Source organism: Lactobacillus rizhaonensis, from assembly GCF_036246345.1.
Taxonomy (GTDB): Bacteria; Bacillota; Bacilli; order Lactobacillales; family Lactobacillaceae; genus Lactobacillus; species Lactobacillus rizhaonensis.
Genome location: NZ_BTTV01000005.1, coordinates 72,963 through 89,693 on the forward strand (window position 1 = coordinate 72,963; position 16,731 = coordinate 89,693).

At 36.1% G+C, this 16,731-nt stretch carries 18 protein-coding genes and 1 other annotated feature; of the genes, 15 read left to right on the forward strand and 3 right to left on the reverse strand.

Features of this window, described 5'->3' with window-relative positions:
• Positions 1–6 precede the first annotated feature (6 nt).
• The 4 genes from AAA915_RS07195 (at position 7) to AAA915_RS07210 (ending at position 4,127) form a co-directional block, all read left to right on the forward strand.
• On the forward strand, positions 7–1,161 hold the full coding sequence (locus AAA915_RS07195) for a nucleotidyltransferase (protein ID WP_338201052.1): 1,155 nt from the start codon (positions 7–9) through the stop codon (positions 1,159–1,161).
• Positions 1,162–1,734, forward strand: a complete 573-nt coding sequence (locus tag AAA915_RS07200; RefSeq protein WP_338201054.1) for a DUF177 domain-containing protein — start codon at positions 1,162–1,164, stop codon at positions 1,732–1,734. It begins immediately after the preceding gene.
• Between the two features lie 136 nt (positions 1,735–1,870).
• Positions 1,871–2,584: a response regulator transcription factor gene (locus tag AAA915_RS07205; protein WP_294756799.1), complete on the forward strand. Its 714-nt coding sequence runs from the start codon at positions 1,871–1,873 to the stop codon at positions 2,582–2,584.
• The gene (locus tag AAA915_RS07210; protein ID WP_338201057.1) at positions 2,562–4,127 is read left to right on the forward strand and encodes a HAMP domain-containing sensor histidine kinase; all 1,566 of its coding nucleotides are present in this window, start codon (positions 2,562–2,564) and stop codon (positions 4,125–4,127) included. Before AAA915_RS07205 ends, AAA915_RS07210 begins: the two co-directional genes overlap by 23 nt.
• A 94-nt stretch (positions 4,128–4,221) precedes the next feature.
• Here AAA915_RS07210 and yidC read toward each other — a convergent pair whose 3' ends face one another.
• A complete protein-coding gene (yidC, locus tag AAA915_RS07215; protein WP_338201059.1) occupies positions 4,222–5,187 on the reverse strand; it encodes a membrane protein insertase YidC in 966 nt (321 codons plus the stop codon).
• A 34-nt stretch (positions 5,188–5,221) separates the two neighbouring features.
• Positions 5,222–5,554, reverse strand: coding sequence for an acylphosphatase (locus AAA915_RS07220; RefSeq protein WP_338201061.1), 333 nt, complete (start codon positions 5,552–5,554; stop codon positions 5,222–5,224).
• Between the two features lie 90 nt (positions 5,555–5,644).
• On the opposite strand from AAA915_RS07220, the gene AAA915_RS07225 reads away from it, so the two are divergent.
• The 5 genes from AAA915_RS07225 (at position 5,645) to greA (ending at position 11,162) form a co-directional block, all read left to right on the forward strand.
• A complete protein-coding gene (locus AAA915_RS07225; protein ID WP_338201062.1) occupies positions 5,645–6,415 on the forward strand; it encodes a TrmH family RNA methyltransferase in 771 nt (256 codons plus the stop codon).
• A 78-nt stretch (positions 6,416–6,493) separates the two neighbouring features.
• The gene (locus tag AAA915_RS07230; protein WP_046325103.1) at positions 6,494–6,844 is read left to right on the forward strand and encodes a winged helix-turn-helix transcriptional regulator; all 351 of its coding nucleotides are present in this window, start codon (positions 6,494–6,496) and stop codon (positions 6,842–6,844) included.
• A 48-nt stretch (positions 6,845–6,892) separates the two neighbouring features.
• Positions 6,893–7,098, forward strand: a binding site (T-box leader).
• Positions 7,099–7,138: 40 nt separating this feature from the next.
• Positions 7,139–8,188, forward strand: a complete 1,050-nt coding sequence (gene pheS / locus AAA915_RS07235; RefSeq protein ID WP_294604958.1) for a phenylalanine--tRNA ligase subunit alpha — start codon at positions 7,139–7,141, stop codon at positions 8,186–8,188.
• The gene (gene pheT / locus AAA915_RS07240) at positions 8,188–10,605 is read left to right on the forward strand and encodes a phenylalanine--tRNA ligase subunit beta (protein WP_338201065.1); all 2,418 of its coding nucleotides are present in this window, start codon (positions 8,188–8,190) and stop codon (positions 10,603–10,605) included. The genes pheS and pheT overlap by 1 nt, the downstream gene beginning before the upstream one ends.
• A gap of 77 nt (positions 10,606–10,682) precedes the next feature.
• Complete coding sequence (greA, locus tag AAA915_RS07245; RefSeq protein WP_046325100.1) at positions 10,683–11,162, forward strand: transcription elongation factor GreA; 480 nt, start codon at positions 10,683–10,685, stop codon at positions 11,160–11,162.
• Positions 11,163–11,269: 107 nt separating this feature from the next.
• Here greA and AAA915_RS07250 read toward each other — a convergent pair whose 3' ends face one another.
• Positions 11,270–12,184, reverse strand: a complete 915-nt coding sequence (locus AAA915_RS07250) for an N-acetylglucosamine kinase (protein ID WP_338201067.1) — start codon at positions 12,182–12,184, stop codon at positions 11,270–11,272.
• Between the two features lie 284 nt (positions 12,185–12,468).
• On the opposite strand from AAA915_RS07250, the gene AAA915_RS07255 reads away from it, so the two are divergent.
• The 6 genes from AAA915_RS07255 to AAA915_RS07280 all read left to right on the forward strand — a co-directional run bounded on the left by AAA915_RS07255 (position 12,469) and on the right by AAA915_RS07280 (position 16,718).
• Positions 12,469–14,496: a peptidoglycan D,D-transpeptidase FtsI family protein gene (locus tag AAA915_RS07255; RefSeq protein WP_420915118.1), complete on the forward strand. Its 2,028-nt coding sequence runs from the start codon at positions 12,469–12,471 to the stop codon at positions 14,494–14,496.
• A gap of 82 nt (positions 14,497–14,578) precedes the next feature.
• Positions 14,579–14,728, forward strand: coding sequence for a 50S ribosomal protein L33 (gene rpmG, locus AAA915_RS07260; protein ID WP_081945351.1), 150 nt, complete (start codon positions 14,579–14,581; stop codon positions 14,726–14,728).
• Between the two features lie 53 nt (positions 14,729–14,781).
• Positions 14,782–15,354, forward strand: a complete 573-nt coding sequence (locus AAA915_RS07265; RefSeq protein ID WP_338201073.1) for a 5-formyltetrahydrofolate cyclo-ligase — start codon at positions 14,782–14,784, stop codon at positions 15,352–15,354.
• 11 nt (positions 15,355–15,365) lie between these two features.
• Entirely contained in the window at positions 15,366–16,046 is a 681-nt protein-coding gene (locus AAA915_RS07270; RefSeq protein ID WP_338201075.1) for a rhomboid family intramembrane serine protease, read from the forward strand.
• Entirely contained in the window at positions 16,046–16,264 is a 219-nt protein-coding gene (locus tag AAA915_RS07275) for a YqgQ family protein (RefSeq protein ID WP_046325095.1), read from the forward strand. Before AAA915_RS07270 ends, AAA915_RS07275 begins: the two co-directional genes overlap by 1 nt.
• Positions 16,265–16,313: 49 nt before the next feature.
• Positions 16,314–16,718, forward strand: coding sequence for a rhodanese-like domain-containing protein (locus tag AAA915_RS07280; RefSeq protein WP_046325094.1), 405 nt, complete (start codon positions 16,314–16,316; stop codon positions 16,716–16,718).
• Positions 16,719–16,731 lie beyond the last annotated feature (13 nt).

A 16,731-nucleotide genomic window follows, 5' to 3' on the forward strand; every position in this document is an offset into this window, starting at 1 on the left:
CTAACCATGAGTGTAGTTGGGATCATTGCAGAATATAATCCCTTTCACAGTGGGCATGAATTCTTAATGAATCAGGCTCGTTATATAGCTGGAAGCAAAGACCCGATCGTTGTAGTCATGTCTGGAAATTACGTTCAACGTGGCGAAATGGCAATAATGGACAAGTGGTCTCGCGCCCAGACAGCACTTGAAAGTGGTGCTGATTTGGTGTTTGAACTGCCATTTTCCACTTCAGTTGAGCCTGCTGATTTATTTGCACTTGGCAGTATCGACCAATTGGTAAAAGTTGGAGTAACTGATCTAATTTTTGGAGTTGAAGATGCTACCCAAAATTATGCTTATTTAGGCAGCAAAATTGCGGAAATCCCTCAAAGTCACATGGACTTTAATGATTACAGTCAGACATATTCAACTCAATATAATCAGATGGTAGCTCGTGAAGTTGGTCATGAAGTTAGTGAGCCTAATGCGATTTTGGCTTTAGCCTATGCAGTAGCCAATCATAATTTAGGTACTCCTCTAGTTTTACATCCAATTAACCGCATTGGAGCAGGTCATGACGATGTTTTGCAGAGTAATAAGGTAGTTCAGAGCGCAAGTGCAATTCGCAATATGATTTTGCATAATGAAGTTGGTTGTACATTAGAAGAATGGATGCCTAAAAAAGAAGTAAAGTTACTTTTTAAACAAAAGAATTATCCAAATTGGAATCTTCTGTTTCCATTTTTAAAATATCGGTTAGAATCTTCCTCAATTTCAGAATTGCAGAATATATATCAAATGAGTGAAGGCCTGGAATATAAAATGAAGCAGGAGATACATACTGCACAAACCTTTACTGAGTTTTTGCGTAGAGTAAAATCAAAGCGTTATACATATTCACGCTTGCGTCGACTAAGTTTATATACTTTGATGAATGTGACCCAAGAGGATATGATTGACAGCTTTAATCATGAATCACTTTTTCTGTTGGGATACAGTAAAGTAGGTAGGAAATATCTTAAACGGATTAGAAAAGAAACACCTGCAGATATCATTTCTAAAGTTGATCAAAAAAATACTCAAAGCGGCTCCATGAGACTACAGCTTCGGGTTGATCGCTTTTTTGAACAACTGCTGCAAGTGGATCAAAACTTTGGTCGCCGTCCATTGGAGGTCTAAATGTTAAAACTGAATTATTCGCAGATCAAATATAGTAATGATCCTTTAACTCATATTGAATGCGACTTGCAGGTAGCAGATGATTTCATTAATAGAAGTCATGGTCTAGTCTATCAAGTTGATAGTGTTCTACTGACAGGAGATTTATTTTATAATCAACCATTTGTCACAGGCAATTTTCATGTACAAGCAGATCTTGTAGTACCATCCAGTCGTAGCTTAAATCCTGTTAAGTTTAAAGAAGATTTTCATTTTAGTGAGAATTATACAGATGTTGAGATAGCTAAAGAAGAGATTGATGAGAGTGATATTCCGATTGTCAAAGTCGAGCATGAAGTTATTGATCTGCAAAAAGCAATTGAGGATAACATTTTATTAAATATCCCAACAACAATTTTAACTACCAAAGAGCAGGAGCAGGGCATTTATCCTGAAGGAAAAGGTTGGAGAGTCATTTCAGAAAAAGATTTTAATAAAAAGAAAGATGATCAAATCAATCCTGCTTTTGCTAAATTAAAAGATCTTTTTAAAGAAAATAATGAAAAGATTCATAACGGAAATAATGATAATTAAATTAGTTAAAAAATCAGTGTTAGCAAAATGCTGGTTTTTAATCTTGTTTTAAAAGCACTTTTAAAGTATGCTTTACTTGTTAATAACAATATAAATTAAATTAATCAAAATTAAATTTTAAAAAGGATGAAGAAAAATGGCAAGAATCTTAATTGTTGAAGATGAAAAGAATTTGGCGCGTTTTGTTGAACTTGAGCTAAAACATGAAAAGTATGACACAGTTGTTGAAAGCAATGGACGCAAAGCCTTGGACTTAGCGTTAAAAGAAGACTTTGATGCGATTTTGTTAGACTTGATGCTGCCTGACCTGAATGGCTTGGAAATAGCTCGTAGAGTGCGTCAGGTAAAGAGTACGCCTATCATAATGATGACCGCCCGTGATTCCGTCATTGATCGAGTTTCGGGTCTTGATCATGGAGCTGATGATTATATTGTTAAGCCATTTGCGATTGAAGAACTATTAGCTCGTCTGCGTGCGGTTTTACGCCGAGTAAAAATCGAAAAAGATGCTTCGGATGATTCAATAGAGAAAAAGGTTGTAAAGTTTAAAGATCTTACTATTGAAACCGCAAATAGAATTGTTCGCCGTGGTGATGGTAAAGCAGTTGATCTAACTAAGCGCGAATATAACTTATTAATGACTTTGATTAAAAATAAGAATAATGTTGTCAGCCGTGACCAATTGCTCGCTAAGATTTGGGGTCCTGGTTCAAATATTGAAACTAATGTTGTAGAAGTTTATGTGCGTTACCTGCGCAATAAAATTGACGTTCCCGGTAAGCAATCATATATCAAAACAGTTCGGGGAACTGGATACATGGTAAGAGATGAGGACGATGAAAAGGAATAAAAGCAAAAAGAAAAAGGAGACCAAACACTCATCTCTTGTCGTGAGATGGGTAACTGTCGTGGCTTTGACAATTATGGTCTCTTTTGTTGTATTTTCTGTAATAATATACTCATTTGTGGGCCAGCAATCCATGGTTCAGCAAAAACAAACTTCAAACGAAATGATATCTAAACTTAATAGTAGTTTGACACGAATTCCAACTGAACTGCAGATAGCTAATGTTTCTTTTGCCCTCACACCGTCAGCTAGAGAAGTAATGAGAGGTAATCCTCCAATTAGGTCTGACCAACAGGGCAATAGAGCCTTTAATGATGACCTACTATCTTCATTAACTAATCCTGATTTAAATGTAGTAGTTTATAATTTACACGGGGAAGATGTTTTTGATAATGGCGGTAAAATCCCGGATTTTAAGAAGTTTCAGGATGATTATAAAATGTCACGTGTCACTAAAAACCGCAAACAGGAACTACTAACCTATCAAAAAGTGAGATCAGATAAATCTGGAAAAGTTACAGGTTATATTATCGTTGAAAATAAAATGTCATACTATAACGGTCTGATGAAGGATTTGTTAAAGTGGATGGTACGGATTTCGTTGATAGCTGTTGTATTGTTCACTTTAATTGCTTATATAATAGTGCGCGATATTGTCAAACCTGTTAAGGAAATGTCTCATGTTGCTTTGGAAGTAAATGATGATCCTAATAGTACTGCCAGAATTAGAGATTTTCACCGTCATGATGAATTGCAGGAACTGGCGGTTTCATTTAACCAAATGCTTGATCGTATGCAACGCTATATTGATCAGCAAAAAGAGTTTGTGGGAGATGTTTCTCACGAATTACGCACACCGGTTGCTGTTATTGAAGGTCATCTAAATATGCTCAAGCGCTGGGGCAAAGATGATCCCCAAATTTTAGCGGAATCTATCGACGCTTCTCTGCAGGAAGCCAAAAGAATGCAGCATCTTATCCAGGAAATGTTGGACTTGACTCGTGCGGAACAGATTAATGTTCAATATCCTAATGCAGTTACCAAGGTCTCAGAGGTGTTAAAACGAGTTGTTGGTGATATGTCATTGGTACACAAGGATTTTACTATCAGATTAGATATGGATGATCTGCCTCAAGATACAGAAATTCAGATTTACCAAGGGCACTTGGAACAACTCCTTGTCATATTAATTGACAACGGTGTTAAATACTCTACGGACCGTAAAGAAATGAATGTTTCAGCTGGCTTGTCACAGGATGAAGTTCATATAATAGTGCAAGACTACGGCGAAGGAATTTCCAAAAAAGAACAAAGTAAAATTTTTAACCGCTTTTATAGGGTGGATAAAGCTAGAACCAGAGAAAAAGGCGGTAATGGTTTAGGTTTGTCAATTGCTCAAAAATTAGTTACTAGTTATCATGGTAAAATTAGCGTTGATTCTGTTGAGGGACAGGGTAGTCAGTTTATGATGGACTTCCCGGCTCTTTCGCAATCTCAGGCTTCAAGGCTACGAAAGCGTGAAGAAGCAGAAAAAAGCAAAAAATAAAATAAATAAAAAAGACCTGTAAGTCTGTTATTATGTTTGTCGAGTTATAAACATATCATGACATATACAGGTTTTTTTGACATATTTTTATCAGTTAATGCCGTTTTTGTTGCTTACCTTTGTTACGATTACGTAAGGATTCATGCAATTCTTTTGTTTCTTCAGTTTGAAGTGGAGAACTTACTTGTGAATTAATCAATTCCTTAACTTTTTCTTCAGTTACTACTTCAGTAATAGGCTCCCGCTTTAACTCTTCATCTACTTCTTTCTTAACTTTTGGCGTGATGATATATGTTACCAGCAATTGCTGAATAATAGAGAAAAAGTTGCCGGCAGCCCAATACAAGGCAACGGATCCTGAGACAGAAAGACAGATAAAGAGTGTCATAATAGGGTTCAAGAGCATCATTGACTGCATCTGCTTCTTTTGTTCTTGGGGAATTCCCACCATTGAAAGATATCCTTGTGCAAAAGCGAAAATTGTAGCAAAAATCGTGACTGAAATTGATCTGCTACTTAAGGAAATACCGAAAAATGACGAACTAGCCAAGCTCTTGGAATACATTACGGCATCATAAATACCAATCATAATAGGGAACTGAATAATTAGGGGCAAACAGCCCATCCCACCGGTCAGAGACAAATGGTTTTTGGAATAGAGTTCTCGTTGCCAACCAGCCAAGGTCATTTGCTGGTCTTGATTCAGATCCTTACGTTTCATAGTATCCTGAATTAATTTCATCTGTGGTTGTAAACGAGACATTTTCTCTTGTTGTGTAGTTGATTTCTTTTGTTGATTAAGCATTAGAGGCAAAAGAATCATTCTAACTACAAGGGTCATTAAGATAATGGCCCAACCGGCTCCATTTGCTCCACCTATGATATTGGAAAAATAGAGCATGATATTTTGCATAGGTTTGCCGATAAACTTATAAATCGACCCATATATAAAGCCCGTTGGTGGCTTATTAGCTCCACCATTCTGTGCACAAGCAGTAACAATCAACATGACCGCCAAGCAAATAGCAATTAATCCGATATATTTTCGAAATTTTTTCATTCAACTCACCCAATTATTATTTTTTTGCCAATAACTAATATAATACATGAAAACCAGTTATTTTGCCCACTTTTATCAGTTTTTCTTTCTTGATAGTTGAAATTCGGGCAAATTGCGAAATATTTTTGGGTAATTCAGAGCAAAACTGATTGACTCTGTCTTGGTCAGCTTGTAAAGTAATTGTGACTGTTTCATCGCTGTTATTGCGCACATTCCCATCTAATTCCATCTTTTTAGCAAGGTTTAAGACGCTCCAGCGAAAGCCTACTCCTTGAACGATGCCTGAGATAGTTAATTGCCAGGTTTCTCTTGATTCATTGGTCGGATTGCTTTCCCTTTTAATTTTATGTTTGTTAAAAAATCCCATAATAATCCTTCCTATACTGCTTCCTTGATTTTAACATTTTAGCAGCTTGAAATTAAAAAATATATTATAAAAACGAAAGAAGATATCCAGATGCTAGAAAAAATAAGTTCGGTAAATAATAACTTAATAAAAGATCTATCTAAATTAAAACAAAAAAAGTATCGGCAAAAAGACAGTTTATACTTAATTGAAGGTTTTCACCTAATTGAAGAAGCACTAAAAGCGGGAGAAAAATACCTTTATCTGCTGGGAAGTGCTGCGGCAATCACTAAAATCAATGAAAACTTTCATGAGGTAATAACCAGTAAGAAAACATTTATCATAAATTCGGCTATTGCTCATCACCTTTCTAGTACCAAAAATTCGCAGGATATTTTTATGGTTTTAAAAATGGCGCAAGCCCGCGACTATCACGTGAATTTTGGCAAATGGGTTCTTTTAGACCATTTGGCAGATCCTGGTAATGTAGGTACCATTATTAGGACAGCAGATGCTGCTGGCTTTAATGGTGTTGTTTTTTCTCCTGCAAGTGTTGATATTTATAATCCTAAAACTCAAAGGGCAATGCAAGGAAGTCAGTTCCATGTTAAATTAATTATGCAGGACCTAACAGAAGTTATTAAAGAAATGCAAGATAATTCAATACCTGTATATTCTAGTATGCTAGACAAAAATGCTAAAGAATTGCCCCAGTTTCATAAGGTGCCCCAATTAGGTTTGGTTATTGGCAATGAAGCTCACGGTGTTACTTCAGAAATAGCAGAAATGAGTGATGAAAAGTTATATATTCCTATTAAAGGCAAAGCTGAATCTTTAAATGCGGCTGTAGCTGCGGGTATTATAATCTATTATTTTGCTTAACTGCTAACACTTGTTTTTAGTAAGTATATTTAATATAATAAAAGACAAAGTAAAGCTTTCTTGTGGGAGGACGATATCATGACTCAAGGTATTAAGGACAAACGCTGTGCGGATTGTGGTGCTCCTAATTATGAATACTGCGAACATTTTATTAACGCATTTAAAATTATTGGCAAAAAGTGGAATGGACTAATCATCAGTTCTTTGTGTGCTGGCGATTATATGCGATTTAAAGACTTGGCTCAATGTGTTTTGCCTTGCTCCGATCGTGTTCTAGTTGAAAGATTGAAGGAATTGGAAAAAGAAAATATTGTTAATCGATCAGTTGATAGCAAAACAAAGATTATCTCTTATAGTCTGACTAAAAAAGGTGCAGAATTAAAACCCGTTTTCGATCAAATTCATGGTTGGGCTGATAAATGGGTTTAATTTCGCATATTCGCTTGCATGTTTTTCCAAAAAGTTATATTCTATTAACTAATTACAAAGAGTAAGACTAGTAGCAGCAATCATTTAGTCAGAGAAACTTTTTTATTGAGCTGAAAGAAAAGTTTAAACGGAACTGTGAATTTCATCTTACTAGTAGAATCTAATCCATTCCGGTATTCACCGTTAGCGAAATTGAAAGTGTGGACATTTTTGGTGTCCAAACTAGGGTGGTACCGCGAAGCTTCGTCCCTTATGGGATGAAGCTTTTTTGTTTGATTTGAAAGGAAAATTTTTATGGACTTGTTTGACAGATTAAAAGAGCTGCGTGAAAAAGGTCTGGTAGAGATCAATAAGGCTAAGAACGAGGAAATGTTAAATGATGTTCGGGTTAAATTAACTGGTCGCAAAAGTGAATTAACTGAAATCCTCCATTCAATGAAAGATATTGATCCCAGTGATAGACGTGAAGTAGGACAACGTGTTAATAAATTACGTGATCTTTTTAACAGCAAGCTGGATGATGCTAAAACAGAGATAGTAGAGGCATTAGTAGAAGAGCAGTTAAACAAAGAAAAAATAGATGTTACGTTACCCGGAAGAGAAATGCACCTTGGCGCTAAGCACCCAATTAATATTATTTTAGATGACCTGGAAAAATACTTTATTGGTATGGGTTATGAAGTCGTGCAGGGACCAGAAATAGAAACTGACCACTACTGCTTCGAAATGATGAACTTGCCTAAAGACCATCCAGCAAGAGATATGCAGGAAACTTTCTATATTGATTCTGATAACTTATTGCGTTCACAAACTTCAGGTGATCAGGCACGAGTTTTGGAAAAACACGATTTTGCTAAAGGACCTTTAAAAATGGTGGGACCTGGAAAAGTTTATCGTCGCGATGATGATGATGCCACTCACTCCCATCAGTTTATGCAGATGGAAGGATTAGTAGTTGATAAGAACATTACAATGGGTGATTTGAAGGGAACTTTAGAACTAATGGCCAAGCATATTTTTGGTCAAGATCGTGAAACCCGTCTTCGTCCTAGTTACTTTCCTTTTACTGAACCTTCTGTAGAAATGGACGTTTCCTGCTTTAATTGCAATGGCAAAGGCTGTTCTATTTGTAAATATACAGGTTGGATTGAAGTTTTAGGTGCTGGAATGGTTCATCCTAACGTTATAGAAAATGCTGGAATTGATTCCAATGTATATGGTGGTTTTGCTTTTGGTGTGGGATTAGATCGTTTCGCTATTCTTAAATATGGTATTGATGATATTCGTGATTTTTACACAAACGATGTCCGCTTCTTAGAACAATTCAGTAGGGAGGAAAGATAATGCTAGTTTCATACAATTGGCTAAAGGATTTTATTAAGTTGGACCAGGATCCTAATGATTTGGCTGAAAAAATAACTCGGACAGGTGTTGAAGTAGCAGAAGTTAAACACCCTGAAGATGGTATGAAGAAGTTGGTAGTGGGTCATATTATTGACTGCGAACCAATTTCTGGTACGCACTTAAATTTAACTCACGTTGATGTAGGAGAAGAAGAACCTTACCAAATTGTTTGCGGTGCTCCTAATGTTGCTGCCGGAGAAGACGTTGTGGTTGCATTACCAGGTGCTAGAATTGCCGATAATGTTAAAATCAAAAAAACCAAATTGCGGGGCAATGAATCTAACGGTATGATTTGTGGCTTACAAGAAATAGGTTTTCCAGATAAGCTGGTACCCGAAAAGTACACAAATGGTATTTATGTTTTTCCACACGATGCAGAAATAAAACCTGGAGATTCAGCATTTGAACTACTAGGAATGGACGACTATATTTTTGACTTTGACATTACTCCTAATCGCGCGGACACATTGTCAATGGAAGGTTCGGCGTATGAAGTTGGTGCCATTACTGATGTACCGGTTAAAGTTGAAGGTGTAGTAGTTAAAGAAGACGGTCCCAATTGGACCAATGATTTTACTGTCGATGTGGATTCCCAGCTTGCACCTAAATTTTATTTACGCAAAATCAGTAATGTCAAAATTGGCGACAGCCCTCTTTGGCTCCAAAGAAGACTATGGAATGCGGGAATAAGACCCATTAACAATGTAGTTGATGTTACTAACTACATTATGCTTTTAACCGGTCAACCAATGCATAGTTACGATGCCAGAGCTTTTAAAACACATAAACTAGTAGTTAGAAAAGCTAATAAAGATGAAAAACTGACTTTGTTGAATAATAAAGAAGTTGATCTTGATCCCAATGACATCGTCATTACTAATGGTGAAGATGTAGTGATGATGGCGGGTGTAATGGGAGGACTTAATTCAGAAATTGAATCAGATACTACAGATGTTTTGTTAGAATCTGCTATCTTTGATCCCACTTTAATTAGAAAGGCTGCTTTGCGCCATGCAAATAGAACTGAAGCCTCTAGTCGTTATGAAAAGGGCGTTAATTGGGATGCTACTACCAGAGCGTTAGATATGGCTGCGTTGCTTTTAAGAAATGATGCTTCTGGAACAATTAATGAAGGTGTCATTACAGGCAGTTCTGTAGAACGCAAACCAACTAAAATTACCACAACAATCTCTTATATAAATAAAGTATTAGGTACTGAGATATCTTCTTCAGAAATTGCTGCCATTTTTGCCCGTTTGAATTTTAAAATTGAAATTAACGGTGATAATTTAATTGTCGATGTACCCGCAAGGCGCTGGGATATTGCTATTCCTGCTGATCTGGTTGAGGAAGTGGGACGCTTATATGGTTATGATAATATTAAGTCGACGCAACCGATCCTAGCAGAAACACATGGCGGTTACTCTAAAAAAGAAGAAACCATTAGACGCATTAAAAATGTGGTTCAAGGTCAAGGCTTAATTGAAGCTATTTCCTATTCATTAACTTCGCTTGAAAAAGCAATTGGCTTTTCCAAGGAACCTAAAAAACCCGTTGAAGTCCAAATGCCGTTGAATTCCAATCGTTCAACTTTAAGACAAAACCTAATGACTGGTTTGGTCGATGCTGCGAGCTACAATATGGCACGTAAGCAAAATCAGCTGGCAATTTTTGAACAGGGACGTGTCTATGATTTTGAAAATAACAATTATAATGAGCATGAACATTTAGCTGCGTTATATAGCGGTAATGTTTATTTCGAAAACTGGCAGAATGATAATGAAAAAATTGATTTCTTTTATGTTAAAGGACAATTGACTAATCTGTTCTCAGCCCTGGGAATTAATTTGAATGATGTTGAATACCGAGCTGAAGTAATCATGTACATGCATCCTACTAGAACTGCAGGGATATACATTAAAAACAAATATGTTGGCATGATTGGTATGCTGGATCGTCCTGTTACTCAGTCTAATAAGGCAATGAAAGATAGCGAAATTTACGGCTATGAATTGAATCTTGATGATATTATTCCATTAATTCTTAATCCACAAACTACTGCTCAAAGCGCTCCTAAGTTTCCTGCAGTTGAACGCGATTTGTCAATTTTAGTAGATAAAGATGTAACTAATCAAGCTGTTGAGGATGTTATAAAAGCAAATGGTGGAAAATATCTCTATAACTTGCGTATTATTGATGTCTACCGCGGTTCTCACATTGCTGAAGATAAAAAGAGCTTTGCTTATCGTTTAACATTTCTCAATGAAAATGACACATTAACTGATGAAATCGTTAATAAAGCAATGAATTCTATTGAAGCTAGCCTTGAAAAACAACTAAAAGTAGAAATACGTTAATTATTGACATTAACCGTTTAAGTGAATATCATAGACCAGTGCAAAAAGAATTTTAACTTTAAGGAGTAGAAAGTTTTATGCCTGAAAAATCATATCCGATGACTGCTGAAGGTAAAGAAAAACTTGAAGCAGAATTAAAAAATTTAAAAGTTGTAAAGCGGCCAGAAGTAATTGAAAGAATCAAGGTCGCCCGTTCTTATGGCGATTTATCCGAAAACTCGGAATATGATGCAGCCAAAGATGAGCAAAGTCATCTTGAAGATCGCATTAGTGTTGTTGAAGACATGCTTAAGTATGCTCATGTTGTTGATGCTAATGCTAGTGATCCAGATGAAGTTGCTGTAGGTAAAACTGTTACCTATACTGAAGTTGGTGAGGATGAACCTGAGACATATACAATTGTTGGTAGTGATGAATCTGATCCAATGAATGGTAAGATTTCTAATGATTCACCGATTGCTCAAGCAATTTTGGGAAAGAAAAAAGGTGAAACAGTAACTATTTCAACACCTGGTGGCAAATTTGATGTCGTAATCAATAAAGTTGAAGAAAAATAGCTAGTTTGATAGAGTTATTTTAGAATAACGCTTATAAAAATAAAAAGACCAGAACAGCTGTACTTCTATAAGAGAAGTGGTAACCGTCTGGTCTTTTTATTTTAAATTTAATGACTAGTAAAGTAGCGGTAGTCCTTGCTTTTATCAAAGATAACACCACGAGCATTTTCACCGTTAGAAATAGAAAACTGGGCTTGTGGATATTTTTCATGAACTTTATTTTCAAGAAAATCGCGCAACATTTGATTATTGGCAAGTACGGAACCAGTCAGCGCAATTTTCATTGGCTTGGGCTCTTCATACCGGTCCATTCCGATTGTAATATCTCTTGCAAGCAGTTCAGCTTGCTCTTTTATTACAGCTGAAGCAAAAGGATCACCTTTATCAGCTAATTGAGCTACGTTCACAGCCATTGAAGCAAAATCAGAATTGCTGGTTTTGTAAAACTTGGCAGTAGCATCATTTAAATTATCAACTTTAAAAAGTTTATTAAACATTCCAATTAATTCATTGTCTTCTCGTTTATCCCAACTAAGTAAAGCAGATTTTAAAGCACTTAGTGAGATAGCATAGCCTGAGCCTTCGTCACCTAAAATGGAACCATAGCCACCAGTGGTGATAATGCTGCCATGCTGTAAGCCATTGAAAACAGAACCAGTACCAGCAATAACAAGACCGCCATCTTCACCTTCAAGTCCATTATAAAGAGCTAAGAGGGAGTCGGTAACTGCTCTGGTTGGCAGGTTATCAACCTTGGCAGAGATTTCAGCGGCTACTTCTGGCGCATGACCGATAACTGATAAACCAGCCATTCCACAGAGAATCCGTTGACAATCTCCATCAATTTCGTCAACTAATTCGTTGATTGCTTTTGTGATGTTAGTAATGGCATTATTATAGTCCGTATTTACTTGTCCAGGACCGGCTTGAGCCTCTGCCAGTTTTTGACCCTTTAAGTCATAAGCTATTGCTGTAGTGTGCGTTCCTCCAGCATCAACTCCAATAAGATATTTAAGTGTCATAGTTTGATCTTCTTTCTATATTTTATCCCACTTTTATTTTATTACATTTAGAAAAAATACTGAAGATTTTTCGCAAAAGTATTTGTGTGCAGTTTTGGTCTTTCTGATCAATAAGTATTCTATCTTAAAGTTTTTCCAAAACGTTACCATCTCAATAGATTTGTACTCTAGTTTTTGTTAAAATTACACTAGTTTAGTGAGGTTGAGGCTAAGTGAATTTTTTCAAGAAAAAACTGAAAACTAAAAATAATAATGCCAAAAAACAAGCTTCTACTCCAATCAGGATGAAGATAATTTTAGGTATTATTTTTGTCCTTTTTGCGGCTTTGATTGGACAACTAGCATACTTGCAAATAGGTTATGGCTCACGCTTTAAAGCTGAAGTACAAAAATCTAATTCGGCAATAGTTTCCAGTCAGGTTCCTCGCGGTGTTATGTATGACAATAAAGGTCGTGTACTGGTAGGGAATAAGGCTAAAAATGCTATTACTTATACTAAAAGTGTTTCGACTACAACCGAAGATATCTATGCAATTTCCAACTCTCTTAGTCATTATATTTCTATCAAGGATGAGAAACCGACTGAACAACAAGTAATTGATTATTATTTGGCAAATAAGGAAAATAGTGCTAAAGAATCTGCCAAAGTTCCTAAATCCGTCAGAGCCAAACAGGATGACAATTTAATTAATCAGAAAATCAAAGAACAGGTTAGTGCAGAACATATTAAGCTGAATGCACGTGAGAAAACAGCGGCATTAATTTATAATAAAATTTCAGGAGCCTATACTCTTTCTACAATTTATATTAAGAATAATCATTTAACAGACAAAGAAATTGCGGAGGTGGGTGAGCACCTCTCAGAGCTTCCTGGTGTGGGCATTGGAACTGACTGGCAAAGATCTTATCCTAATGGTTCGTCTATCCGCAGTATTATTGGTTCTGTCTCAACAGAAAAGGCCGGCTTGCCTAGTGATAATTTACAATATTACTTAACAAACGGTTATTCTCGAAATGATCGGGTAGGTACATCATATTTGGAAGAAAAATATGAACCACTGCTCAAGGGAACTAAGTCAACCAGCAAAGTTTGGACTAAGAATTCGGGAGACATCGAACAGTCAAAATCGGTTTATTCTGGGCAGGCAGGCGCCAGTTTAGTTTTGACCCTTGATGCTAAATATCAAAAACAGGTTCAAAGTTCATTAGAAAAAATCTATGCTTCTGCTATTGGGTCAGGTGCCGCTCACTATTCAAATGGTGCATATGCCATTGCAATGAATCCTAAAACCGGTGCAATTCTAGCTATGGCGGGAATCAGTCGTGATCCTAAGAAAAATAAAACTACCAATAATGCGTTAGGCGTTATTAATCAGTCTTTTGTCATGGGCTCGGCAGTTAAAGGTGCAATGGTAAGTGGAGGATTAATAAATAAAGTAATTACTCCTACCAATAATGTAATGCCGGATACCCCAGTTTATTTACCTAGTACGCCGGTCAAAAAGTCAGTATATCCAATTGGCACTTTTAGTGCGCTAGATGCTGAAACTGCTTTAGAAGTTTCCAGTAATATTTACATGATGCATTTGGCAATGAAATGGGTTAATGCGTCTTATGTTCCTAAAATAAGGATCACCATGCCTCAAACAGCCTTTGAAACTTTGCGCCACAATTTTAATATGTTTGGTTTGGGTCAAAAGACTGGAATTGATTTACCGGGAGAAATATCGGGTATTCAAGGTAGATCATTCAATGATCAGGGATTAGTTCTTTCAGGTTCTGTACTTGACTTATCATATGGTAACTATGATGCTTATACACTTATCCAAATGGCACAATATGTTTCAACGATAGCTAATGGTGGCTATCGCATGCAGCCTTATGTGGTGCAGTCGGTTGGTAGAACGGCAAATAATGGTAAAAAAGTTTATATTGACTATAACAAAAAGCCTCAGGTACAGTTACGCATACCTTGGACTCAAGATGAGCTTAATATCATCAGACAAGGCTTCTGGCGTGTTGTTCATGGTACAAATTCCTGGGGTACCGCTCATAAATTGAAAAAAGTGAAACCATCTATTTCGGGAAAGTCGGGAACAGCTCAAACATTTTATTACGATCCTGATAATCCTAACCAAAAAAATCCACCAGAACTAGTCAATGCTACTTTTGTTGGTTATGCACCGTCGAATAATCCTGAAATTGCTACAGCTGTAATTTTTCCTGGACTGGATCCCAAATTGGAAGGATCCTATACATTACAAATGACCAAGGCGATGGTACAAGACTACTTTAAATTACATAAAAAATAGAATTTTGTTAATATTACTGGTAATAATAATAGAAAAATGCTAAGATAATACAGTCAGAATAAAAGCGTAGGTGGTGAAAGAAATGGCAGATAACATCATTTTGGAATGCACCGAATGTGGCGATAGAAGTTACTTATCTAAGAAAAACAAGCGTAAGCATCCGGAACGTTTAAGTTTGAAGAAGTATTGCCCAGTAGAAAGACATACTACTCTTCATCGTGAAACTAAGTAATAAACTAATATAGTAGGAGCCTATGCTCCTGCTATTTTTTATATGGAAGAATCATGACAAAAAAAGAAATAAGACAACAACAAATTGAAAAGTTGAGCGAATTTGCTGAAACGGCAGAAAAGGATGCTGAAGATCAGGTTTTGCTTAAAAGTATTATGAACTCTGAGATCATTAGTAATTGTCAAAGCATTGGCATAACCTCTTCCTTGAGTTATGAAGTTGACACTTCAGGTTTGATTGCTCAGTTATGGGATCAAGGTAAAGATGTTTACTTAGCACGTGCAAATGATAATGCCGAACATACTCAAGATTTTATTTATTATAGTTATATGACGAAATTAACAAAGTCAAAGTTTGGTGTTGAAGAAGTAAATGAGCCGAATGCTCAAATCAACAATGATTTAGATCTGATTATTGTTCCTGGACTAGCCTTTGCCTTGGATTCGCATCAACGTTTGGGATTTGGCGGAGGCTATTATGACCGTTTTTTGTCAAAGCATACTAATTCTAAAACAGTAGCTTTGGCCAATTCCAAGATGATTTTTAAGACAGCTCCCTGGAAAGTGGAAGCGACCGATATAGCTATTCAAACAATTATTACTCCGGAATCCATTTTTACGAATTAATTGAGGTTATAATGAATCAGCGACAAAACCTGAAAAGTTGTTACATAACCGTAAGTATATTAGCCGTTCTCTTACTAGTATTTTTAATTGAAACGGCCATTGGTGGTTCAGAAAATATTTATGTTCTAATGAAAATGGGAGCCATGAAAAATGATGCCGTTGTCATAGGTAATCAGTGGTGGCGTCTGTTTACGGCCCAATTTTTGCATATGGGAATTATGCATCTGGTTTCTAACGCGGTTATGATCTATTATCTTGGGATGTATATGGAAACCATTATTGGTCATTGGCGCTTTTTAATAATATATCTTCTTTCTGGTATAGGGGGTAACTTATTAAGCTTGGCTTGGGGCAGTGATAATGCTATTAGTGCTGGGGCTTCAACAGCCTTATTTGGATTATTTGGTGCTATGACAGCAATTGCTTTGCAAAATCGGGCCAACCCTATTTTGGTGTACCTTGGTAAACAATCATTTTGGTTAGCTTTAATTAATATAGTGATTGATTTGTTCGCACCTAATATTGATATACCAGGTCACATTGGCGGTTTCGTTATGGGATTTTTAGTTGCAGTAATTCTGGGTGAAAAAACTTTAAGACAATACTCAGTTAAAAAGCGTGTTATCGCTCTTTGTTTACTAATTATTTATTGTGTGGCAACCGTCAGAATGGGCATGGTAATCAATTTATAATGAAAACTTTGTATGACGTGCAGCAACTTCTTGAAAAATATGGTATTTTTGTTCATGTAGGCAAAAGAATTTGGGACATTGAGTTGATGGCACTTGAACTTGACAACATTAACCATTCACACTTAATTGACCAGCATGATTATTTAGTCGCTAAATTAATATTGCGACGTGAATATGAGTATGAAGAGCGCCACAATAAAGATAAGCATAAATATTAGATTTGTTTATGCGCAGTAGTTTTTAAATTTTAGTGGGAGAAATAAATTTATGTCATCTTTTTTACTTATTCTAGACGTAGTTTTAATTGTTATCATATTAGCTTTTGTGGCAGTTTGGCTGTGGAATAAAATACAAACTAAACGCTTGGGTAATGGAGATTTAACCAATGAAGAATTTAATAAAGGAATGCGTAAGGCGCAAGTAGTAGATTTACGTGAAAAAGCTCCTTTTAAAAGAAAACATATTGATGGAGCCAGAAACTTGCCTTACACGATGCTTAAATACCAATATACTGAATTGAGAGCTGATTTACCCGTTTATTTGTATTCCGACTCTTTATCAGTTACTTTACGTGCTGCCAGATTTTTACAAAAAAAGCATTTTTCTTCAATTAAATGGTTGAAGAATGGTTTTGATGAGTGGGATGGACGCACCAAGAAATCTAAATATTAAATAAAAAACATGT